Below are 22735 nucleotides of genomic sequence, written 5' to 3' on the forward strand. Positions count from 1 at the left end.
GGCTTTTTTGTATAGTAAATGTTTTAAATTATTGTTTAGTAAGTATATTTATGAACTCCGATGATATTAAGGAGAGTATAGAGTCTTTTAATTTTATCCAGCCCATAGTTATTTTGGGTAGATTATCTATAGGAATATATCTACCAGTATGTGTATTGTTAAAAGATAATTTTGTTTTACTATTGTCTAATTTAACTATTAGGGTTACTGCATTTATAGATTCCATAGTATAAACCAGTGCCCCATAATCAGAAACTAATATGCTGTTTTTAAATGACAATAATTCATCTTTATAAATTTCATTAGAGTATAAAGAATTATAATCATCATGGTTACATGTAACTAAAGGATAATCAAATAAGTCTTCTAAGGTTATATTTTCCCTAGAATATAAAGGATGATTATCTAGTATATAACCTTTCAATTGCCCAGATACAATTGGGTTAAATTCAATATTTCTAGAACTGAATAATTTCTCCCATAAATTCACATGATTGTTAGATATAGAAACAATACCTATATCGGCATTTTTTCTAACTACATCATCTAATACTTCAAAATAATGAGAGTGCTTAATTTTAAAGTTAGTAGATGAATCTTTATAATGAGAGTGTAAGCTTAAAAATTTATCCATAACAAAGGAAAAGGACTGAGTTGATAATGAAAAATTTAAAGGTATTAAAGATTTATTATTTGAATTTATAGAATTTATATTTTCTATATTTTTATAAATTAATTCAGCATATTTTAAAAATTCTTCTCCTTTAGAAGTTAGTATAACACCTCTAGGTAATCGTTCAAATACTTTAAATCCAAGTTCATATTCTAAATTTTTTATACTAGCACTTAAATTAGGTTGAGTTAAAAGTAAGTTTTTAGAAGCTCTTGATATAGAACCTACTCTAGCTATTTCTAATGAATAAATGATCTGTTCAAGTTTCATTTTATACCTCCTTAAATAATACGAATAATTATATATAAAAAATATTTATGGATATGCATAAATAATATAGATTTATAAAATAATGTAATAAGTAGTAATATTTAAATTATAGATTAAGTATAAATCATATCAAGCTTATTTAATATGATATTAGTATATAAATACTGGAGGAAACTATAGTGCTAAAACATTCAAAACAATTAAATGATTATATAGTTAAGTGTAGAAGGGAATTACATCAGATACCAGAAACGGGATTAAACTTAGAAAAAACAGTAGAATATGTTAAAAATGAGTTAACTAAGATGAATATAGAGTTTAAGGAATTTAAAAATTGTACAGGTCTTTCGGCTATAATAGGAACTGATACAAATACAAAAGTAATAGCTTTAAGAGCAGATATGGATGCACTACCAATAAAAGAAGAAACTGATGTTGAATTTAAATCAACTAATGGAAATATGCATGCATGTGGACATGATGCACATACGGCTATGTTACTTGGTGCAGCCAAAATTTTAAAAGAAAATGAAGATAAGTTAAATGGAAGGGTTAAGCTTATATTCCAGCCAGGTGAAGAAGTTGGCGGTGGAGCAAAAGTTATGATGGACGAAGGAGTTTTAGAAAACCCTAAAGTAGACGCAATGATTGCTCAACATGTAATTGCAATTCCACACTTAAATCCAGGTCAGCTTGTAGTTAAAAAAGGTGGAATGATGGCATCATCAGATAAAATTTATATAAAAGTAATAGGAAAAGGTGGACATGCATCAACTCCAGAGATTACAAAAGATCCTATATTTATGACAAATCAAATTATAAATATGATACAAGGAATATTAACTAGAGAAAATGATGCTCAAAATCCTGTAGTTATTAGTATAGCAAATATAAAGAGTGAACAGCCTGCATCACCTATTTATAATATAATACCTAATTATGTTGAAATACTTGGAACAGTTAGATGCTTAGAGAATGTATCAAGAGACTTTGTTAATAAAAGAATAGAAGAGATAGTTAAAGGCGTCACAATGACTATGGGTGGAGAATATGAGTATGAATATAGTTATGGATACCCAGCACTTTACAACAATAATGATATGGTAGATTTCATTAAAAACACTTGCGATAATATGCTTGGTGAAAATTCTATGATAGAATTGCCAAAGGGTGCTATGGGTTCAGAAGATGCAGCATACTATTTTGAAAAAATTCCAGGAGTATATTATGCAATAAACACGATAGTCGAAGGTGAAATGCAATATCCACCTCATAATTCTAAGTTTAAAATAAATGAGGATGTATTATATAAAGGATGTGCGGTACTTGTTCAAGGTTCTATGGATTTTTTAAATAAATAATTTATAGGCAAAGGTGAGAATACAAGAATTTTACTGTTTTATAAGTAAAAGGTTTGTACAAAATAAAAAAATATGAAATATAAAATATAAAATATAAAAAAAGAAAAATATTAAATATTTTTCTTTTTTTATATTTATAAATCTTCTTGTATTTATAAAATATTAAAGTAGTACTATTGTTTTATAAATATATGCTTTTTTATTTTAAAATAGTGTTTAATGATTTTAGTAAAAGTTGATTATCTTCAGGTTTTAAAATACAAACTCTAAAGAAATATTCACCAAGCCCATCAAAAGAAGAGCAATCTCTAATTATTATTTTATGAGGTATTAATTTTTCTCTAATTTCACTTGCAGTTAAAGCTTTTGAAGTTATCTCGCATAATATAAAGTTGCCTTGGCTATCATAAACTTTTAAGTCTTTTAATTTTTTTAGTTCTTTTAATAATAAAGTTCTTTGATCTGTCATTACTTTTACAGTATTATCTATAAAATCGCTATCCTTAAACATAACTTCACCCATCAAGGAAGCTAGGATATTTATATTCCATAAATCTAAATTAGAATTAATACTGTTCTTAACATTTTCATTAGAAATTAATCCATATCCAAGTCTTATACCAGGAGTAGAAAAGAACTTAGAAGTACCTCTTATAACAAATAGATTATTGTAGTTATCAACTAACTTAGTAGATGAAAACTTAGCATTATCAGTAAATTCAATGTAAGTTTCATCTACCATAACAAAAGCATTAGTGCTTTTTAATAAACATTCAATTTCAGTATTTGTAAAGGTAAATCCAGTTGGATTACTAGGATTACATATTATTATTAATTGGTAATTGTTTTTATTAACAGTGTTAATAAGGTTAGCTACATCAATTTTAAAATTATTTTCTGGTTTAGAATAATATTTATCTATTTTACAATTTATTTTGCTTAATTCTTTTTCGTATTCAGAATAAGCAGGAGAAAGTAAAAGTGCATTAGTAGGATTAATAGTTTTTATAAAAGAAGAAATTAATTCTGTAGCACCACTTCCTAAGATTATGTTTTGTTGTAGACAATTACAGTAATTAGATATAGAATTTTTTAAATTTATGTAATTAGGGTCAGGATATATAGATACTTGATCTATGTTATTAATAACAGTTTCTTTGGCAAGCGTAGATGCTCCAAATGGATTTATATTAGAACTAAAATCTAGAAACTCATCTTTAGAAAAACCATATTTTTTAGACAAGTCATATAAATTAGCGCCATGATTTATGCTCATAAAGTTACCTCCTCAATTAGTTTGTATACTTAGATTATAATACAAATAAATTTTTGTTGATAGTTTATTTATAGGTATATTATATCCACTTTAGACAATTTATAAATATGTATAACCATATACATATTACTTTTGTGTTTAGATATAATAGAGTTTTTATTAGTATGTAGAAATACAAATTATTAATAATTTATATTTTTTATAAAGAATAAGTTGATTTATGGGTAAAATAGAATTGAATAAACTGAATGTTATCAATATAAACGAATTATTTTTTAAAATTTAATAAAAATATTCTAATATTTTAAGTTCTATGTTATACTGTCTTTATAATAATATACGTAAAATTAGGAGGATTCATATGTTCAAAGTTACAGAAGTGATGATATCTGAAGAACAATTAGCAGCGAAAGTAAGTGAGTTAGCTAAGCAAATAGAAAAAGATTTCCAAGGTGAAGAACTATTAGTAGTAGGTATACTTAAAGGGGCAAGTGTATTTGTTGCTGATTTAATAAGAAAAATAAACTTAGATGTTAATATAGATTTTATGAGTGTTTCAAGCTACGGAAACAGCACAGAAAGTTCAGGTACTGTAAAAATACTAAAAGACTTAGATGTTAATATAGAAGGAAAGAATGTATTAATAGTTGAAGATATAATAGATTCAGGGTTAACTTTAAGCAACTTAGTTGCAGCACTTGAAACTAGAAACCCTAAGTCATTAAAATTATGTACACTATTAGACAAACCACAAAGAAGAAAAGCAAACATATTTGTTGACTATGTAGGATTTGTTATAGAAGACAAATTTATAGTAGGATATGGAATAGACTATGCAGAAAAATATAGAAACTTACCTTACATAGGTATAGTAGGGCAAGAATAAATTTAAATATACAATCTCTAAAAGCGCTAATTTAAATATTAGCGTTTTTTTATTTGATATAAGTTGAATAAATATGTATAAATAAATAAAAAATTTAGGTATAATTGCATAAGAGACAAAAAATTGGGAGGCAAAAAAATGGATATTCAATTAAGTATATTACAATTTTTTCAAGGTGTAAGATCTCCGATATTAGATGCTATATTTTTAATATTTACAATAAGCACCGAATTACCAGTTATTGTATTGATTACTACATTAATGTACTGGTGTTTAAATAAAGAATATGGTCAGAAAATTTTATTTTCACTAATTGGCAATATAACAGTAAATACAGGAATAAAAGAATTTTTTAAAGCTACAAGACCGATAGGAACAAAAGGCATAAAATCTATGAGGGTATCAACTGCAACAGGATATTCTTTTCCAAGTGGACACACTCAAAGTGCTACTTCCTTTTGGGTGAGTTTAATATCAATATTTAAAACAAGCTGGGTAACTTTAATTGGTATTACAATGATTTTAGGTGTTGGTATATCAAGATTATACTTAGCAGTACACTGGCCTATAGATGTGTTTTGTGGATGGATATTTGGGATAATAGTTGCTATTTTATTTGGCAAAATATTTGATTATGTTCATAAAAATAAAAAGTATTGGATTTTATTTTTAATAGTAGGATTATTTGCACTAGGATTATTTTTAGTAAATAGTGAAACTTATATAAAAGTGCTTGGATTATTAAGTGGATTCGTATTAGGATATATAGTTGAAGATAATTTTATACAGTTTGAAACTAATGATAACAACAAAGGTAAAATTAATTTTAGTAGTAAAAAAAATAATATAATAAAAATAAATATATATAGATTTTTGATAGGGATAATAACGCTAGGTGCGATGTATTTAGGGCTTAAATATATTATGCCGGAGGATGACATATTTAATTACATAAGATATACAATACTTGTATTTTATGGAGTAGCAGGTGTTCCAGCATTATTTAAACTATTTAAATTAGATAAAAAATATTAAAAGAGGTGCGATTTTGAAAAAAGTAGTAATAATAGGAGCAGGAGCAGCAGGTATGATGGCAGCTTCTGTAGCAGCGGATAGAGGACTAGACGTAACTTTAGTTGAGAAAAATAATAGAGTAGGAAGAAAAATTTTAATAACAGGAAAAGGTAGATGTAACATAACTAGTGATTGTGAAATAGAGGAACTAATAGAAAATGTACCTACTAATGGTAAATTTTTATATAGTGCATTTTATACTTTTACAAATGATGATGTTATATCTATGTTTGAAAATCTTGGTGTAAAAACAAAAACTGAAAGAGGAAAAAGAGTATTTCCAGAAAGTGATAAAGCACATGATGTAGCTAATGCACTAGAAAAACAAATCAAAAATAAAAAAGTAGATATAATATTAAATGCAAAAGTAGATAAAATAGTATGTAGGGATAATAAAATAGAAAAAGTTATTTTAAATAACAAAAAAGAAATAAAATGTGAATCTGTAATAATAGCTACAGGAGGACTTAGTTATCCTCTTACAGGTTCTACTGGTGATGGATATAAGTTTGCTAAGTCTGTGGGTCATACAGTAACTGATATCAAACCATCATTAATAGGCATGGAAGTTCAAGAAAAATTTATAGAAGAACTAGAAAAGTTATCGCTTAGAAATATAGCTATTAGCGTTTATAATAGTAAAAATAAAAAAGTATACGATGATTTTGGAGAACTTGAATTTACTAAATATGGACTTGATGGTCCAGTAATTAAATCAGCTAGTTGCAGAATGAAAGATACTAGTAAAGAAAATTATAAAATAGCTATAGACTTAAAACCTGCACTAGACGAAGAAAAGTTAGACAGAAGAATACAGAAAGACTTCCAAAAATATACAAATAAGAAATTTGAAAAAGCTTTAGACGACTTATTACCTAAAAAATTAATACCGATAATAATAAAATTAAGTGAGATAGATAAAGAACTTGTAGTACATCAAATATCTAGAGAACAAAGAAAAAAATTAGTACATGTATTAAAGAACTTCACTTTCACATTAAAAAGATATAGACCTATAGAAGAAGCAATAATAACATCTGGTGGAATAAAGGTAAGTGAAATAAATTCAAGTACTATGGAATCTAAATTAGTAGAAGGATTATTCTTTGCTGGTGAAGTTATAGATGTTGATGCGTATACTGGAGGATTCAATCTTCAAATAGCATTTTCAACAGGATATTTAGCAGGATATTATTGTTAGATAAAGCATTATGTTTGTGGTAAATATTACCGAGGATTAAAATTTTGTAACTTCATATAATACTATCAAGCAACAAAATTATATCAGAAAGAAGGTAACTAACAATGACAAATACTAACAATAAAAAAGCAGTACCTCAAGCTAAACAAGCTTTAAACCAAATGAAATTAGAAATAGCTAATGAACTTGGTATGCAAAACTATCAAGAAGCAGACAAAGGAAATCTTACTGCTAGAGAGAATGGTTATGTTGGTGGATACATGACTAAAAAATTAGTTGAAATGGCTGAACAACAAATGGCTGGAAAACAACAATAGTAAATTATTAAATAAATAAAAAAGTGTATTTTAAGTTATCTAGGTAACTTAAAATACACTTTTTTTATTGAAAAAAATGTGGAATTTAAAACACAGGATTGGATAAAAAAAATATAGATGGATAAAATAAATAAGAATAAATTATATAAGGAGTGATACATATGTCTACTATAAACTTTGAAGAAGTAAAAACTAAATTTATAAATGCAGACTTAGATGAAAAGATTCGTATTTATACAACAACAGAAGGATTGTCAGTAACTGAATTTAAAGAACTACTAAAATACTATCCAATACAATACTTATCTAAATTAGAAAAGGCATTAGGATAAAATAATAAGCTACCTATTAAGGTAGCTTATTATTTTTTTACAAGTTAATAAAATTAAATTTTAATTTGGTTTAGGTCTATTAACGTAGTTATAAATTCTTTCGTTTCCTAAATCAATAGCTCCTGTACTTATATACTTTATCAATATATCTACATCATTAGCTGTTAAGTATTGATAAGGTATATATAGACTGTAATCATTAGAAGCTAATAAATTTTTAAGCTGAATTTTTTGAGGAATACTTGGTTTTTCGGGAATAGTTTTATTTTTTTTCTTTTTGCCATTTGATAAATCCTCATTTTGCATATGTATTAATGTCTGAATGTAGTCAATATATGATAACTTAAAGTCTTGTTGAGTTAAGGTATTTTCATCTAAGAAATCATCAATCATTCCATCAGATAAAATATTTTCCGCGAACTTATCAGCAGTTATTTTACCTGTGACGATACCCTTTTGATATTTACGAAGAACCTTTTTGGTATAACCATATATTTTACTACGAGTTTCTAGATCAAGTTGTTCAATTTGCACAAAAACCACTCCTTTGGTGTTAATCTTAAAAGATTTTCTCTTTATTTAGTATTGACAAGTATAAAAAATATTATAATTGTAAAAATTACAAATATATGTAAAAGGAGTGATTTGAATATGATAAACGGGATAATTAAGTTGTTTTACTCAGAAATAGTAAAAACAAAAATGAAAGGAATGCCAAGTTCAGAGTATAAACTAAGGGATGAGTGTAAGGAAATAAGAAACATTACCTTAAAAATAGATAGCATATTTTTAAAATTTATTAAACTAATAATAGCTATGATTATACTTATGTTAGCTTTTAATGTAAATACCATATTCGGTATAGGAACATTTTTATTAGAGATAGCTTACATAACATACAAAATAAAGTTAGAAAATAAAGTTAGAGAAAGTATCGAAAATATAAAAAATAATATAGAGTTACCTAAAATGGACTCAGTTAGTGAGAAAAGCAAATCAGGGCTAAATGTCCTTGTAACACTTTTGTTAATTGGATTAATAACTAAATTTAACATAATAATAGTTGCTAGTTTTATCACGGTTTTTGTATTTACTATAAAAGACATATATAGTAATATAAAATAAACTGATAAATTAGGGGGAGAGGACTTAAATGAGTAATTCTAACAATGACAATTATAAAATGAAAAACTTAGTAGATATATCTACTATGGTAACACAATCAACAGACTTTTTTACTATAAAAGACAAAATAGTAGAAAAGATGCTTGAAATGGTCCATCCAACTAAGGCATGTGTAAATTTATTTTATAAAAATAATTACCAACATGCCTATTTAGTGTGTTCACAAACACTAGAGTATATACCAAAAGTATTTCCAATGAATAGCCCAAGAGGTGTAAAAATAGATTTTAGCGATTATCCTGCTTATATACATGAAGCTGTTAAAGATAAAAAAATAGTATATATAGAGAATATATTTGAAGATGATAGAGCTAAAGAAGAAAGAGAATTAGCTAAAGCTGAAGGATATGTAGGAAGGATTATTTTCCCATTTGTTATAAATAACGCAGTTGTAGGATTTATGACTTGTTTTTTAACTGAAGAAGACTTTTTAACACAACCAGATATAGACTTTATATCTTCTGTATCATCTTTAATAAGTTTATCAATAGATATAACTAACAAAAATAATAATAATCAGCTTATAATTCATAAATTAAGAGGAGCTATAAGTTCTATAAATGAAGCCACAAAAAAGCTATACCTTAATAAAAATATAAATGGATTCTTAGAGCATTTAAGTAAACAAGCTTGTAATATTACAAATAGTAAAGAAGCTATAATAGTTATAAATGAAAAAGAATATAAAAATAGAGCGGTAAGTTGTTACAATAGTGAGCAAAAAAACCAAATAAATGTATATCCAATAATAGAGGACATCTTATCTAAAGATGATATGGGTAGTTACTTAAACAATATAGAAAATAAAGATAGTGATGTAAATAAGTTAGAAAGCTATATATATTATAAGTTAAAAGATAAAAATGATACTATCGGATGTATAGTATGTGCAAACAGTAAAAACTACACTAATGATGATTTAAATATATTAAGTGTATTAGCCAAGCAAGTTTCAGTAGGTATGCAACTTTATAAGTACAATGTTGAAGAAGTTAAACATAAGGTGTTAGCAAATGAGCTTAATCTTTTAAATAAACAGCAAAAACTTATAATGGATAAAAGTGAAATGGAATGTAATGAACAAAAGGAATTAAGTTATTATCATAAGCCAGCAAGAGTAGTAGGCGGAGATTTTTACTATGCTATGAGAGTTGATGAGGATAACATAGTTTATATAGTAGCTGATGTTATGGGGCATGGTATGGTATCAAACTATGTAGTAGCTATGGTAAAAGGTGCTTTTAAAGTACTTTGTCATCAATTTAAAACACCAGGTGAAATAATGACCAATTTAAATAAAATTTTATATGATGAGTTTGATAAAATGGGAGTTTTCACTACTTGTTTAATAAGTATGATTAATACAAAAGAAAATACTTTAATAACATCAAATGCAGGTCATTATAGTCCTATAATGGTAAGAAAAGATGGTTCTTTGGTAGAAAACTTAAACTGTAAAAAAGGAATACCAATAGGGATAATACAGGACTCTGATTACGTTAATAATGTTCATGAAATAAAAGATTATCCAATGGTTTGTATGTATACAGATGGGATACTTGAGATAAATAATAAAGAAAAAGAAGAGTATGGAATAGATAGGCTAGAAAAATTCCTACAAAATAATTTTAGATTCACTAAACAAGCAGTGCTTGAAAACTTAAAAATAGACCTAAAAGAATTTTCGGGAACTGATAATTATGAAGATGATATATTAGTTGTAATGTTAAAAGATAAGTAGGGGGGATAAAATGAACAAAGAGATTTTAATAATAAATGGAAGCCCAAGAAAAAATAAAAACTGTTTTCAATTATGCAGTGAAATAAGTAATAAGCTAAGTGAAAATAACATAAGTAGTGAAACATTTGATATATACGATATGAATATTGAATATTGTACAGCTTGTGGTTTTTGTGATAAAACAGGTTATTGCAAGATAAAAGATGATATGACTAAAATGTATGATATGTTTGATAAAGCAAAAGGGGTAATAGTTATAAGCCCAGTACATTTTGACTGTGTATCAGCTAAAGTAAAAACAGTTGTAGACAGAACTCAAGCTATATATGCAAGTAAATACGTATTAAACAAATCATCTATAGATAGAAACAAAAAACGTATAGGAATGTATATTGCAGTAGGTGGGTCTACACCTTATGAAACTCAATTTATGGGTGGACAAATAGTAATGGACTTTTTCTTTAAAAGTATAAACAACAAGTTGTTATACAATCTTCATTTAAATAATACTGATAAGAAAAATTACAAAGAAAATGAACAGTTTAAAACTATTTTAAGTGAAAACTTAGAAAATTATATAAAAGATATAAAAAAGCTTGATTAATCAGGCTTTTTTGTATAGGAGGATAAAATGCTTAGATATTTAAGTAGTGGAGAATCACATGGACAAAGTTTAATATCAATATTAGATGGAGTACCTTCTAATATTGAATTAAATATAGATGAAATAAATCACGAGCTAAAGAAAAGACAAGGTGGATATGGTCGTGGTGGGAGAATGAAAATAGAACAAGATAAAATAAATATATTAGGTGGAGTTAGAGGCAAAAAAACTTTAGGTGGACCTATAAGTATAGAAGTAAAAAACAAAGACTATGAAAATTGGACAAAGTATATGAATCCAATGGAAGAAGTTGACTTTGAAAGCAAGAAAGTAGACAATGTTAGACCGGGTCATGCAGATTTAGTTGGATGTCTAAAATATGATTTTGATGATGCTAGAAATGTACTTGAAAGATCTAGTGCAAGAGAAACTGCAAGTAGGGTTGCAATAGGAGCTATTTGTAAGCAAATACTTAAAAACTTTGATATAAACTTTACATCTCATGTTGTACAAATTGGAAGTGTATCACATAAAAATGTATATAATTTTGATTATATAAAAGAAAACGTAGATAATAGTGAAGTTAGATGTGTAGATAAAAGTTTAGAAGAAAAAATAATAAAAGAAATAGATAAAGTAAAGGCTCAAGGAGATACCTTAGGTGGCGTGATAGAAGTAAGAGTAAAAAATGTTATTCCAGGTTTAGGTTCATACACTCACTTTGATAAAAAAATAGATGGAGAACTAGCAATGCATCTAATGGGAACTCAAGCTATAAAAGGTGTAGAAATTGGAATAGGATTTGATGTTAGTAGTTTACCAGGATCTGAGGTTATGGATGAAATTTATTATAATGAAGAAGCTGGAATAAAAAGGAGTACTAACAGACTAGGTGGTATAGAAGGTGGAATGACTACAGGGGATGAAATAATAATTAGATGTGCTATGAAACCAATACCTACTTTATATAAGCCTCTTAATTCAATAAATGTAAATTCTCTACAAAGTTATGTAGCAAGTATTGAAAGGTCTGATAATTGTGCAGTACCAGCGTGTAGTGTAGTTTGTGAGAATGTAGTAGCCTTTGTTATTTGTAAGCATTTCTTAGATAAAATAGGTGGAGATAATTTAAATGACTTAAAGTCAAACTATGATTCATATCTAAAAAGGTTAGGTGAAAGAGGATGGAAAAAATAACAAATTCTGTTTGTAATGTAGTTATAGACAAAAGCTATAGAAATTTTAATGAAGCTTTAAGTATATTTCACAATAAAATAAATTATAATATAAATGATATATATGATGAAATCTTAATAATAAGTGACCAAAATGTATACAACAATGTAGTAGATGAATTAGTTGAAAGTATAAAAGCTAAATTTATATATGAGTATATAGTTATGCCAGGAGAGAATTCCAAATGTTTAGATGTATATGAGCAAATAATGAATTACTGTGTAAAAATAAACTTATCTAGAAAATCAGTTATAATTGCAGTCGGTGGAGGTGTTGTTGGAGACTTAGCTGGATACATAGCATCTACTTATATGAGAGGAATTGATGTTATACAAGTCCCAACAAGCTTACTAGCACAAGTAGATTCATCAATAGGTGGAAAAACTGGTATAAATTTAGGGAAAGTAAAAAATATTATAGGTTCTTTTTATCAACCTAAACTTACATATATAAATGTAGATGCACTAAAGAGTTTACCGCAAAATGAATTTATAAGTGGAATGGCTGAAGTAATAAAATATTCTATAATTTATGATTATGAGTTTTTAGATTATTTAATAGAAAATAGTGAAGCTATATTAAATAGAGATAATGAATGTTTATATTACATAGTAAAAAAATGTGCAAGTATAAAAGTAGAAGTAGTAGAAAAAGATGAAAAAGAAGGCGGACTTAGAAAAATACTAAACTTTGGACATACCTTTGGGCATGGAGTAGAAAAACTTTGCAATATAAGTCATGGAGATGCAGTTAACATAGGTATGAACATGGCGTTTAAGTTAGCCTTAGATGAAAAATTAATATTAAATGATTATTATGAAAAGTTTATAAAAGTTTCTAATTTATTTAATCTTCCTCTTAATTTCAAAAGCGATACAAATGATTATTATGAAGACTTTGATAATGATAGCTTTAAAGAATGTAGCTTAGATAAAGATGAAGATATTTTAATAAATGAAATTTTAAATATAATGAAAAGTGATAAAAAAAATAGTTTTGGTAAAATAAATTTAGTTTTACCAGTTAAGTTAGGTGAAGTTAAAATTATAGATAACATAGAAGAAGAAAAAATACTACATATAATAAGGAAGTGCAAAAATGCTTAAAGGAAATTTTGAACTTATAGGGGACAAGTCTATATCTCATAGAGCGATAATGTTTTCAGCAATATCAAAGGGTCATAACAAAATAAGTAATTTTTTAATGGGACAAGATTGCTTAAGTACTATAGATTGCTTTAGAAAAATGGGCGTAGATATTAAAATAGAAGGCAGTGACGTTTTTGTAAAAGGTAATGGATTACATGGATTAAAAGCACCTACAGATATATTAGATGTAGGAAATTCAGGAACAACAATAAGACTTATAAGTGGGATATTAGCAGGTAATAAATTTGAGTCTACATTAATTGGGGATGAATCAATAGGAAAGCGACCTATGAAAAGAGTAACAGACCCACTTAGACTTATGGGATGTAGGATAGAAGGCAAAGACGATGCAAATTATACACCTATAAAAATTTATGGTGGGAATTTACATAGTATAGATTATAAAATGCCAGTTTCCTCAGCACAAGTAAAATCAGCGCTAATACTTGCAAGTCTTTATGCTGATAAAAAAAGTACTATACACGAAAAAGTAAGAAGTAGAAATCATACAGAGATAATGTTAAAGTCTTTTGGAGCAGATATTAATGTAGATGATTTAAGTATAAACATAAATCCTGTTGAAGAATTATTTAGCCAAGATATAAACGTTTGTGGAGATATATCATCAGCATCTTTTATAATAGTTGGAGCATTAATAACTAAAGGTTCAGAAGTTATGATAAAAAATGTTGGATTAAATAAAACTAGAACAGGAATAATAGATGTAGTAAAAAATATGAATGGAAATATAGATTTATTAAATAAAAGGCTAGTAGGTGGAGAGATAGTAGGAGACTTACTTGTAAAATATAGCCCTAATTTAAATGCCACAAATATAGATAAAGATATAATTCCAAGACTTATAGATGAAATACCAGTAATAGCAGTACTTGCAACTCAATGTGAAGGAACTACAATAATAAAAGATGCCAAAGAGTTAAAAGTAAAAGAAAGTAATAGAATAAAAGTAGTAGTGGATAACTTAAAACTTATGGGCGCAGATATTGAAGAACTAGAAGATGGTATGATTATAAAAGGAAAAAGTTCTTTAAAAGGCGCAAATATACAAACGTTCAAAGATCATAGAATAGCTATGGCATTTTCTATTGCAGATTTAGTATGTGATGGAGATGTTAAATTAGATGATACAAAGTGTATTGATGTATCTTTTCCAGGATACACAAAACTGATAAAAGAATTATCTAAGTAACAAAAACATAAAGGATTTTTGAAAAATTAGTAGAAATATGATATTAAAGTAAAAAAATGGGTACGCTAAATCAAATTTTATTAAAAGAATTTGATTTAATAGCGAATATTATGTATAATTGTATGTTGTATACAAAATTAAATTAGGAGGAATTTTATTATGAAATTACCAATAGCATTATCTAACAGACATGTTCACTTAAGCCAAGCTGACATAGAGACTTTATTCGGAGCAGGACATCAATTAACTCATTTCAAGCCATTATCTCAACCAGGACAATTTGCTTGTGATGAAAAAGTTGACTTAGTAGGACCAAAAGGTACTTTAAAAGGTGTTAGAGTTTTAGGACCAGCAAGACCTAATACACAAATTGAAATATCTTTAGCAGACGGGTTTGCTTTAGGTGTTAAAGCGCCAATAAAAGAATCTGGAGATATAGCAGGAACTCCTGGTGTTAAATTAGTAGGACCAGCTGGAGAAGTAGAATTAGCAGAAGGTGTTATAGTTGCTTCTAGACATATACATATGAGTCTTGATGACGCTAAACAATTTGGAGTAGCTGATAAGCAAATAGTAAAGGTTAGAACTTTCGGACCTAGAGCTGTAGTATTTGAAAATGTATTAGTTAGAGCAAACGCAAACTTTGCTTTAGAAATGCACGTAGACGTTGAAGAAGGAAACGCTGCTGGAGTTAGAAATGGTCAAGAAGTTGAGTTAATAGCTCAATAATTATATATAAATTAAAGGTATGTGAATTTCACATACCTTTTTTGTATTTAATCAACTTTTTCAATTACTTTTTCAACTACATCTCCGTATTCAATTCCATAAACATACATTTGTTCAAGCAAAGGAATCATTTTTTCTCCAATTTCAGTAAGACTATATTCAACTTTAGGAGGAATAACAGGGTATATTTCTCTATGCACTAGTCCATCCTCTTCAAGGCTTCTTAATTGATTTGTTAACATCTTTTGAGTAACATCAGGTAACTTTCTTTTGATTTCACTAAATCTAAGGCATCCACTACTTAAATACCATAATATTAAAATCTTCCATTTTCCCGAAACTAATTTATGAAATAAAATCATAGGGCAGGTACTGTATTTAGCACAACGACTACTCATATGACACTTATTATGGGAAGTTATAGGTTTGTCCATATTCACATCTCTCCTTAAGTGGGATTATTAAATATAATTATACCATAAAAAAAATATTAATTAAGTAATAATATCACAGAGATTGCGAAAAATAGACAGTATCCTTTTGTATACTATATATAAATAAAGTGCCTACTTGTGAATGTAAAAATAAAGGTTTATTATAAAAATGTAATTACAAACAAGTTAAACATATAAATTAGCAAAAGCATGAATGTTAAAACTTTTCTAGGAAAAAATAAGTTTCTATAGTTTTTATAATATGATAACATATTATGGAATAATATAAACTTAATTAGAAAAAAGGAGTATACATAAATGAATAATAAAATAGCTAATATGATAGATCATACAGTATTAAAGGCAGTAACAACTAAAGAAGACGTTAAAAAGATATGTAGTGAAGCAAAAGAATATGGATTTTTCTCTGTTTGTATAAATCCAGCACAAATTGAATTTGCAAAAAATGAACTAAAAGGAAGCAACGTAGCCGTTTGTACAGTTATAGGATTTCCATTAGGTGCTAATACTTCTGAGGTTAAGGCATTTGAAACTAAAGATGCGATAGCTAAAGGTGCAGATGAAGTCGATATGGTTATAAATATCGGTGCATTAAAAGACAAAAACTACGAGTTAGTTGAAAAGGACATAAAAGCAGTAGTAGATGCAGCTAACAAAGAAGCTTTAGTAAAAGTTATAATAGAAACTTGCTACTTAACTGATGAAGAAAAGAAAAAAGCATGTGAATTAGCAGTTAAAGCAGGTACTGATTTTGTAAAAACTTCAACAGGATTTGGAACTGGAGGATCAACTCCAGCTGATATCAAACTTATGAGAGAAACTGTAGGACAAAGCATAGGAGTGAAAGCTTCTGGTGGAGTTAGAAATGAAAAAGATGCAATAGCTATAGTAGAAGCTGGAGCAAGTAGAATAGGAGCAAGTGCATCTATTGCAATAGTAATAGGTGAAGAAGGAAAAAGCGACTATTAATAAATAATTTTAGGTTTACTGATTTAATTTGAAGTTTTATGGGTATATAACATAAAACAAAGATGTAAAACAATGATAATGATATTAAATTATAAAAACTTTTCTCGAAATACTTAAATATATTATTTATATAAACAAAAAAGAAGGTATTTTGTATCGAAGTATAGAATATTTTGTTTATTATGTAATATTTATAATTACGTAATAATTTATGTATTAATAAGATACAATGTATTTTTATGCACATTGTATCAATAATACTAACTTACTTATGTTTAAACAATTTAAGTACATATGAGTAATATACAAGGAGGATACAATTATGGCTAAATTTATGAAAACAGTTGACGGAAACACAGCTGCAGCACACGTTGCTTATGCATTTACAGATGTAGCTGCTATCTACCCAATCACTCCATCTTCAAATATGGCAGAGGTAGTAGACGAATGGTCAGCTCAAGGAAGAAAGAACATATTTGGACAAAAGGTTAGCGTTGTAGAAATGCAATCAGAAGCAGGTGCTGCTGGAGCATTCCACGGTTCTCTACAAGGTGGGGCTTTAACTACAACATTTACTGCATCTCAAGGTTTATTATTAATGATACCTAACATGTACAAGGTTGCAGGGGAATTACTTCCAGGAGTATTCCACGTAAGTGCTCGTGCTCTTGCATCTCAAGCATTATCTATATTTGGGGACCACCAAGACGTTATGAGTGCTCGTCAAACTGGATGTGTATTATTAGCTTCTGGATCAGTTCAAGAAGTTGCAGATATAGCACCAGTAGCTCATTTAGCTGCTATAGAAGGTAAATTACCTTTCATACATTTCTTTGATGGATTTAGAACATCTCATGAAATTCAAAAAGTTGAATTATTAGAAACTGAAGATTATGCAAGCTTATTAAATATGGAAGCAGTTCAAGAATTCAGAAATAAAGCTTTATCTCCAAACCACCCAGTTACTCGTGGTACTGCTCAAAACCCAGATATATACTTCCAAACTAGAGAAGCTTCTAATAAGTACTATGATAATATCGTAGGAATAGTTGAAAAATATATGGATCAAATGAGTGAATTAACAGGAAGACCTCATAGTTTATTTGATTACTATGGAGCAAAAGACGCTAAAAACATAGTAATAGCTATGGGATCTGTTACAGAAGCAATCGAAGAAACAATAGACTTTGTAAATGCTAATGGTGGAAGTTTCGGTTTAGTTAAAGTTCATTTATTTAGACCATTCTCAACTAAGCATTTATTAGATGTTATACCAGCTTCTGCACAAAGAATATGTGTACTTGATAGAACTAAAGAACCTGGTTCAATCGGTGAACCATTATACTTAGATGTACGTTCTGCATATTATGATTTAGATAAAAAACCAATGATAATAGGTGGAAGATACGGATTAGGATCAAAAGATGTTACTCCATCAGAAATAAAAACTGTATTTGATAACTTAGCTTCTGAGAACCCTAAAAATAACTTTACATTAGGTATAGTAGATGATGTAACTAATACATCATTAACTCCATCAGAGCCAGTTAAAATAGCTCCTAAAGGAACTATAAGATGTAAGTTCTGGGGATTAGGATCTGACGGTACAGTTGGAGCTAACAAACAAGCTATAAAAATAATAGGAGACCATACAGATAAATATGCTCAAGCTTACTTTGCATATGACTCTAAAAAATCTGGTGGTATAACTATGTCTCACTTAAGATTTGGAGATACTCCAATAAGAGCTACTTACTTAATAGATGAGGCTGATTATATAGCATGTCACAACCAATCATATGTTAACCAATATGATTTATTAAAAGGACTTAGAAATGGTGGTACATTCGTACTTAATACTATCTGGAACAATGAAGAGTTAGAAGCTAATTTGCCAGCTAAAATGAAGCAATTCATAGCTAAAAACAATATAAACTTCTACACTGTAAATGCTACTAAGATAGCTAAAGAAATAGGTCTTGGAACAAGAATAAACATGATAATGCAATCTGCATTCTTCAAATTAGCTGAAATAATACCTACAGAACAAGCTATAGGTCACTTAAAAGACTCTATAACTAAAGCTTACGGTAAAAAAGGTGAAAAAGTAGTTAAAATGAACTTTGAAGCTGTTGAAGCAGGTATGAATGCATCAGTTAAAATAGATGCACCAGCTGCATGGGCAAATGCTAAAGAATTAGAAATGGCAGCAGATTCTGCTGAACCAGAATTCATCAAAAATATATTAAGACCAATGAACGCACAAGAAGGTGATAGCTTACCAGTAAGTGCATTTAACGGAATAGAAGATGGAACATTCCCTTGTGGAACAGCTGCTTACGAAAAAAGAGGTATAGCTGTAGACGTTCCTGAGTGGATAGTAGATAACTGTATCCAATGTAACCAATGTGCTTATGTATGTCCTCATGCATGTATAAGACCAGTGTTAGTAAATGAAGAAGAAGCTAAAAATGCTCCGGAAAGCTTCAATACTAAAAAAGCTATTGGTAAAGGATTAGAAGGATTACAATATAGAATACAAGTAAGTCCAATGGACTGTACTGGATGTGGAAACTGTGCTGACATATGTCCAGCTAAGCAAAAAGCTTTAGTTATGAAACCTCTTGATACTCAAGAAGTTGAAGTAGAAAACTGGGCGTTTGCAGTTGATACACAAAAAGTATCTCCAAAAGTAGATGTAGTTGCTCCTAATACAGTTAAGGGAAGTCAATTTAGACAACCACTAATGGAGTTCTCAGGTGCTTGTGCAGGTTGTGGAGAAACTCCATACATCAAGTTAGTAACTCAATTATTTGGAGATAGAATGATGATAGCAAATGCTACAGGATGTTCTTCTATATGGGGAGGATCAGCTCCTACAACTCCATACACAACTAACCATGAAGGTAAAGGTCCATCTTGGGCAAACTCATTATTTGAGGACAATGCTGAATATGGATACGGAATGATGTTAGCTGTTAAACAAATGAGAAACAAAATAGCTGATAATATGAATGAATTATTAAAAATGGATATATGTGGTTGTGCTAAAGAAGCATTCACTGCTTGGTTAGAGGCAATGGATGATTCAGAAGCTTCACAAGTTGCAAGCCAAAAGGTAATAGAAGTATTAGATGGTACTTGCGATTGTTCAGGTGAAGAAGTAAAAGCATTAATCAAAGAAATAGATGAAAGAAGAGATTACTTAGTTAAGAGATCTCAATGGATACTTGGAGGAGATGGATGGGCTTATGACATCGGATACGGTGGACTTGACCATGTACTAGCTTCAGGAGAAAATGTAAATGTATTAGTATTTGATACAGAAATCTATTCAAATACAGGAGGTCAAGCTTCTAAAGCAACTCCAGTTGCTGCAATGGCTAAATTCGCTGCAGCAGGTAAGAGATCTAAGAAAAAAGACTTAGGTATGATGGCTATGACTTACGGAAACGTATATGTAGCACAAGTTGGAATGGGTGCAGATAAGAACCAATTAATCAAGGCAGTAATAGAAGCTGAAAAGCATGACGGACCATCATTAATAATAGCTTACTCTCCATGTATATCTCATGGATTAAAAGAAGGAATGGGAAGAGCTCAAGCAAACATAGAGCAAGCTGTTAAAGCTGGATACTGGCATTTATACAGATACAACCCAACTCTAAAAGCTGAAGGGAAAAATCCTTTCACTCTAGATTCTAAAGAACCTACTGAAAGCTTTAGAGAGTTCTTATTAAAACAAGTAAGATATTCTGCAATAGCTAAGCAATTCCCAGACATAGCTGATGATCTATTCACTATGGCTGAAGAAAATGCTACTGAAAGATACAATGGATACAAAAGATTAGCTGAACAATTCTAATTTTAAAATAGAGTTAAATTAAGGATGGACTTTTCAAAAGTCCATCTTTTTTTATGCTATTAAATAAAGACTTTGAAAAAAATATATAATGTACTATATAAGTGCATTAGTGTATACTATTTAAAAATATGATACAATAAGAGTATAAGAAGTATGAGTTTGGAGGGGCAAAATGAAAACTGTAGAAAGCGAAATAAAATATCTAAAGTTATTATCAAAGCAGTATCCGAGTATATCAAAAGCAAGTACTGAAATAATAAATTTAGAAGCAATACTAAATTTACCAAAGGGAACTGAACACTTTATAAGCGATATACATGGGGAGTATGAATCATTTGTTCATGTGCTTAAAAATGGTTCAGGAGTTATAAAAAGAAAAATAGAAGAAGTATTTTCAAGTACTATGAGAGATAATGAAAAAAAAGCTTTAGCAACTCTCATTTATTATCCAGAGCAAAAATTAGACTTAATAATTAAAGAAGAAGAAAATATAGATGACTTTTATAGAATAAATATATATAGACTTATAGAATTATGCAAATACGCATCTAGCAAATACACTAGATCAAAAGTGAGAAAGTTACTTCCAAATGATTTTAAATATATAATAGAAGAACTTTTACATGAAAATATAGATGGTGAACATAAAAAAAATTATTATAAAAGTATAGTAGAAACAATAATACAAATAGATAGAGCAAAAGAATTTATAATAGCTATATCTAAAGTTATACAAAAGCTAGTAGTAGATAGACTACATATAATAGGTGATATATACGATAGAGGGCCAAGACCTGATATAGTTATGGATACCTTAATGGACTATCACTGTGTAGATATACAATGGGGAAACCATGACATACTTTGGATGGGAGCTGCATCTGGTTCAAAAGCATGTATAGCAAATGCACTTAGGATATCTGCTAGATATGCAAATTTAGATATTATCGAAGATATATATGGTATAAATTTATTGCCACTAGCTACATTTGCAATGGAAGTTTATAAAGATGACCCATGCAATTGCTTTATACCAAAAATAAGTGACCAGGATGTATCTACCAAAGAAAAATCATTAATAGCTAAAATGCACAAAGCAATAAGTGTGATTCAGTTTAAGCTAGAAGGAGAAATAATAAATAGAAGACCAGAGTTTGACATGAAACATAGATTATTGCTTAATAATATAAATTATGAAGATAAAACTATAAATTTAAAAGGGAAAGACTACAAATTAAAAGATTCAAACTTCCCAACTATAGATAAAAATAATCCATACAAGTTTACAAAAGAAGAAGAAATAGTAATGGATAAAATAGTATCTTGTTTTAAAAACAGTGAAAAACTTCAAAAGCATGTTTCATTTTTATTTTCTAAAGGAAGCATCTATTTAACAGCTAACTCAAATCTATTAATTCATGGATGTATACCTTTAAATAAAGATTATGATTTTATGAGTATGAAGTTACAAGGAAGTGAATATAGGGGAAAAGCATTGATGGATAAAATGGAGTCTTTATCTAGAGAGGGTTATTTCTTTGAAGAAAAAAGTATCCAAAAACAATATGGAATGGATATGATGTGGTATCTTTGGAATGGAAAATGTTCATCGTTGTTTGGAAAAGATGATATGACAACATTTGAGAGGTACTTTATAGGAGAAAAAGAAACTCATAAAGAAAACAAAAATCCATATTTTAAACAAAGAGAAGATGAAGATATGTGTGAAAAAATATTTAAGGAATTTAATTTAGATAGTAAAGATGCACACATAATAAATGGACACGTACCAGTAGAAAGTAAAAACGGAGAAAGTCCAATAAAAGCAAATGGGAAAATACTAGCAATAGATGGTGGATTTTCAAGAGCATACCAAGAGAAAACTGGTATAGCTGGATACACCTTAATATATAACTCATATAGTTTACAATTAGTATCTCATGATCCATTTACTTGTGCAGAAGAAGCGATAGTTAATGAAAGTGACATATTATCTACAACAGAGATAGTAGAGCACAAAGCTAAAAGAAAAACCGTAAGAGATACAGATGCAGGAAAGAAACTAGAAGAAGAAGTGAAAGATTTAAAACTATTATTAATGGCATATAAAAAAGGTATTATAAAAGAAATATAAAAGAAGTCGAAAGACTTCTTTTTTGTATAAAATTATAAAATTAGGGAATTATTAATAATAACTAATTTT

20 protein-coding genes are annotated in these 22735 nt (G+C 28.4%); 16 read left to right on the plus strand and 4 right to left on the minus strand.

All coding sequences use genetic code 11. The annotated features are described in order from the left end of the window. Positions 1-28: 28 nt before the first annotated feature. The gene (locus QOZ84_RS05550) at positions 29-943 is read right to left on the minus strand and encodes a LysR family transcriptional regulator (protein WP_284131970.1); all 915 of its coding nucleotides are present in this window, start codon (positions 941-943) and stop codon (positions 29-31) included. Positions 944-1122: 179 nt separating this feature from the next. On the opposite strand from QOZ84_RS05550, the gene QOZ84_RS05555 reads away from it, so the two are divergent. Beyond that, on the plus strand, positions 1123-2304 hold the full coding sequence (locus tag QOZ84_RS05555) for a M20 metallopeptidase family protein (protein WP_284131971.1): 1182 nt from the start codon (positions 1123-1125) through the stop codon (positions 2302-2304). Between the two features lie 199 nt (positions 2305-2503). Here QOZ84_RS05555 and QOZ84_RS05560 read toward each other — a convergent pair whose 3' ends face one another. Next, positions 2504-3580 carry a pyridoxal phosphate-dependent aminotransferase gene (locus QOZ84_RS05560; RefSeq protein WP_284131972.1) on the minus strand — a complete coding sequence of 359 codons (1077 nt, stop codon included), beginning with the start codon at positions 3578-3580 and terminating at the stop codon, positions 2504-2506. A gap of 361 nt (positions 3581-3941) precedes the next feature. On the opposite strand from QOZ84_RS05560, the gene hpt reads away from it, so the two are divergent. The 5 genes from hpt (at position 3942) to QOZ84_RS05585 (ending at position 7390) form a co-directional block, all read left to right on the plus strand. Beyond that, entirely contained in the window at positions 3942-4466 is a 525-nt protein-coding gene (gene hpt / locus QOZ84_RS05565) for a hypoxanthine phosphoribosyltransferase (protein ID WP_284131973.1), read from the plus strand. Between the two features lie 138 nt (positions 4467-4604). Then, positions 4605-5501, plus strand: a complete 897-nt coding sequence (locus tag QOZ84_RS05570) for a phosphatase PAP2 family protein (RefSeq protein WP_284131974.1) — start codon at positions 4605-4607, stop codon at positions 5499-5501. Positions 5502-5514: 13 nt separating this feature from the next. Next, complete coding sequence (locus QOZ84_RS05575) at positions 5515-6741, plus strand: BaiN/RdsA family NAD(P)/FAD-dependent oxidoreductase (protein WP_284131975.1); 1227 nt, start codon at positions 5515-5517, stop codon at positions 6739-6741. 104 nt (positions 6742-6845) lie between these two features. After that, complete coding sequence (locus tag QOZ84_RS05580; RefSeq protein ID WP_284131976.1) at positions 6846-7058, plus strand: alpha/beta-type small acid-soluble spore protein; 213 nt, start codon at positions 6846-6848, stop codon at positions 7056-7058. A 161-nt stretch (positions 7059-7219) separates the two neighbouring features. Further along, on the plus strand, positions 7220-7390 hold the full coding sequence (locus QOZ84_RS05585; protein WP_284131977.1) for a hypothetical protein: 171 nt from the start codon (positions 7220-7222) through the stop codon (positions 7388-7390). A 60-nt stretch (positions 7391-7450) separates the two neighbouring features. Here the strand turns inward: QOZ84_RS05585 and QOZ84_RS05590 are convergent, their stop codons facing one another. Continuing rightward, on the minus strand, positions 7451-7924 hold the full coding sequence (locus QOZ84_RS05590; RefSeq protein WP_284131978.1) for a hypothetical protein: 474 nt from the start codon (positions 7922-7924) through the stop codon (positions 7451-7453). A 117-nt stretch (positions 7925-8041) separates the two neighbouring features. Between QOZ84_RS05590 and QOZ84_RS05595 the strand changes: the two genes are divergently transcribed. The 7 genes from QOZ84_RS05595 to pduL all read left to right on the plus strand — a co-directional run bounded on the left by QOZ84_RS05595 (position 8042) and on the right by pduL (position 15243). Next, positions 8042-8515 carry a hypothetical protein gene (locus tag QOZ84_RS05595; RefSeq protein WP_284131979.1) on the plus strand — a complete coding sequence of 158 codons (474 nt, stop codon included), beginning with the start codon at positions 8042-8044 and terminating at the stop codon, positions 8513-8515. Between the two features lie 28 nt (positions 8516-8543). Beyond that, positions 8544-10316 carry a GAF domain-containing SpoIIE family protein phosphatase gene (locus QOZ84_RS05600; RefSeq protein WP_284131980.1) on the plus strand — a complete coding sequence of 591 codons (1773 nt, stop codon included), beginning with the start codon at positions 8544-8546 and terminating at the stop codon, positions 10314-10316. A gap of 10 nt (positions 10317-10326) precedes the next feature. After that, complete coding sequence (locus QOZ84_RS05605; RefSeq protein ID WP_284131981.1) at positions 10327-10920, plus strand: flavodoxin family protein; 594 nt, start codon at positions 10327-10329, stop codon at positions 10918-10920. A gap of 27 nt (positions 10921-10947) precedes the next feature. Continuing rightward, a complete protein-coding gene (aroC, locus tag QOZ84_RS05610; RefSeq protein WP_284131982.1) occupies positions 10948-12117 on the plus strand; it encodes a chorismate synthase in 1170 nt (389 codons plus the stop codon). After that, a complete protein-coding gene (aroB, locus tag QOZ84_RS05615; protein WP_284131983.1) occupies positions 12105-13262 on the plus strand; it encodes a 3-dehydroquinate synthase in 1158 nt (385 codons plus the stop codon). The genes aroC and aroB overlap by 13 nt, the downstream gene beginning before the upstream one ends. After that, the gene (gene aroA / locus QOZ84_RS05620; RefSeq protein ID WP_284131984.1) at positions 13255-14514 is read left to right on the plus strand and encodes a 3-phosphoshikimate 1-carboxyvinyltransferase; all 1260 of its coding nucleotides are present in this window, start codon (positions 13255-13257) and stop codon (positions 14512-14514) included. The genes aroB and aroA overlap by 8 nt, the downstream gene beginning before the upstream one ends. A gap of 159 nt (positions 14515-14673) precedes the next feature. Continuing rightward, the gene (gene pduL, locus QOZ84_RS05625) at positions 14674-15243 is read left to right on the plus strand and encodes a phosphate propanoyltransferase (protein ID WP_284131985.1); all 570 of its coding nucleotides are present in this window, start codon (positions 14674-14676) and stop codon (positions 15241-15243) included. Positions 15244-15290: 47 nt separating this feature from the next. Here the strand turns inward: pduL and QOZ84_RS05630 are convergent, their stop codons facing one another. Next, on the minus strand, positions 15291-15677 hold the full coding sequence (locus tag QOZ84_RS05630; RefSeq protein ID WP_284131986.1) for a winged helix-turn-helix transcriptional regulator: 387 nt from the start codon (positions 15675-15677) through the stop codon (positions 15291-15293). A gap of 318 nt (positions 15678-15995) precedes the next feature. On the opposite strand from QOZ84_RS05630, the gene deoC reads away from it, so the two are divergent. The 3 genes from deoC (at position 15996) to QOZ84_RS05645 (ending at position 22666) form a co-directional block, all read left to right on the plus strand. Further along, entirely contained in the window at positions 15996-16667 is a 672-nt protein-coding gene (deoC, locus tag QOZ84_RS05635) for a deoxyribose-phosphate aldolase (protein ID WP_284131987.1), read from the plus strand. 322 nt (positions 16668-16989) lie between these two features. Further along, positions 16990-20532 carry a pyruvate:ferredoxin (flavodoxin) oxidoreductase gene (gene nifJ / locus QOZ84_RS05640; RefSeq protein ID WP_284131988.1) on the plus strand — a complete coding sequence of 1181 codons (3543 nt, stop codon included), beginning with the start codon at positions 16990-16992 and terminating at the stop codon, positions 20530-20532. A 172-nt stretch (positions 20533-20704) separates the two neighbouring features. Next, a complete protein-coding gene (locus QOZ84_RS05645) occupies positions 20705-22666 on the plus strand; it encodes a fructose-1,6-bisphosphatase (protein WP_284131989.1) in 1962 nt (653 codons plus the stop codon). Positions 22667-22735 lie beyond the last annotated feature (69 nt).

Origin of the sequence: Romboutsia sedimentorum, assembly GCF_030131845.1 — a bacterium.
Classification (GTDB): domain Bacteria; phylum Bacillota; class Clostridia; order Peptostreptococcales; family Peptostreptococcaceae; genus Romboutsia_D; species Romboutsia_D sedimentorum.

What these genes read in the sequence shown, in the direction of transcription:
- QOZ84_RS05580 (WP_284131976.1), top strand. Translation starts at nt 6,846, where the DNA reads ATGACAAATACTAACAATAAAAAAGCAGTACCTCAAGCTAAACAAGCT.
- QOZ84_RS05600 (WP_284131980.1), top strand. Translation starts at nt 8,544, where the DNA reads ATGAGTAATTCTAACAATGACAATTATAAAATGAAAAACTTAGTAGAT.
- QOZ84_RS05585 (WP_284131977.1), top strand. Translation starts at nt 7,220, where the DNA reads ATGTCTACTATAAACTTTGAAGAAGTAAAAACTAAATTTATAAATGCA.
- QOZ84_RS05630 (WP_284131986.1), bottom strand. Translation starts at nt 15,677, where the DNA reads ATGGACAAACCTATAACTTCCCATAATAAGTGTCATATGAGTAGTCGT.
- QOZ84_RS05645 (WP_284131989.1), top strand. Translation starts at nt 20,705, where the DNA reads ATGAAAACTGTAGAAAGCGAAATAAAATATCTAAAGTTATTATCAAAG.
- aroC (WP_284131982.1), top strand. Translation starts at nt 10,948, where the DNA reads ATGCTTAGATATTTAAGTAGTGGAGAATCACATGGACAAAGTTTAATA.
- hpt (WP_284131973.1), top strand. Translation starts at nt 3,942, where the DNA reads ATGTTCAAAGTTACAGAAGTGATGATATCTGAAGAACAATTAGCAGCG.
- QOZ84_RS05605 (WP_284131981.1), top strand. Translation starts at nt 10,327, where the DNA reads ATGAACAAAGAGATTTTAATAATAAATGGAAGCCCAAGAAAAAATAAA.
- aroA (WP_284131984.1), top strand. Translation starts at nt 13,255, where the DNA reads ATGCTTAAAGGAAATTTTGAACTTATAGGGGACAAGTCTATATCTCAT.
- pduL (WP_284131985.1), top strand. Translation starts at nt 14,674, where the DNA reads ATGAAATTACCAATAGCATTATCTAACAGACATGTTCACTTAAGCCAA.
- deoC (WP_284131987.1), top strand. Translation starts at nt 15,996, where the DNA reads ATGAATAATAAAATAGCTAATATGATAGATCATACAGTATTAAAGGCA.
- QOZ84_RS05560 (WP_284131972.1), bottom strand. Translation starts at nt 3,580, where the DNA reads ATGAGCATAAATCATGGCGCTAATTTATATGACTTGTCTAAAAAATAT.
- nifJ (WP_284131988.1), top strand. Translation starts at nt 16,990, where the DNA reads ATGGCTAAATTTATGAAAACAGTTGACGGAAACACAGCTGCAGCACAC.
- QOZ84_RS05570 (WP_284131974.1), top strand. Translation starts at nt 4,605, where the DNA reads ATGGATATTCAATTAAGTATATTACAATTTTTTCAAGGTGTAAGATCT.
- QOZ84_RS05550 (WP_284131970.1), bottom strand. Translation starts at nt 943, where the DNA reads ATGAAACTTGAACAGATCATTTATTCATTAGAAATAGCTAGAGTAGGT.
- aroB (WP_284131983.1), top strand. Translation starts at nt 12,105, where the DNA reads ATGGAAAAAATAACAAATTCTGTTTGTAATGTAGTTATAGACAAAAGC.
- QOZ84_RS05595 (WP_284131979.1), top strand. Translation starts at nt 8,042, where the DNA reads ATGATAAACGGGATAATTAAGTTGTTTTACTCAGAAATAGTAAAAACA.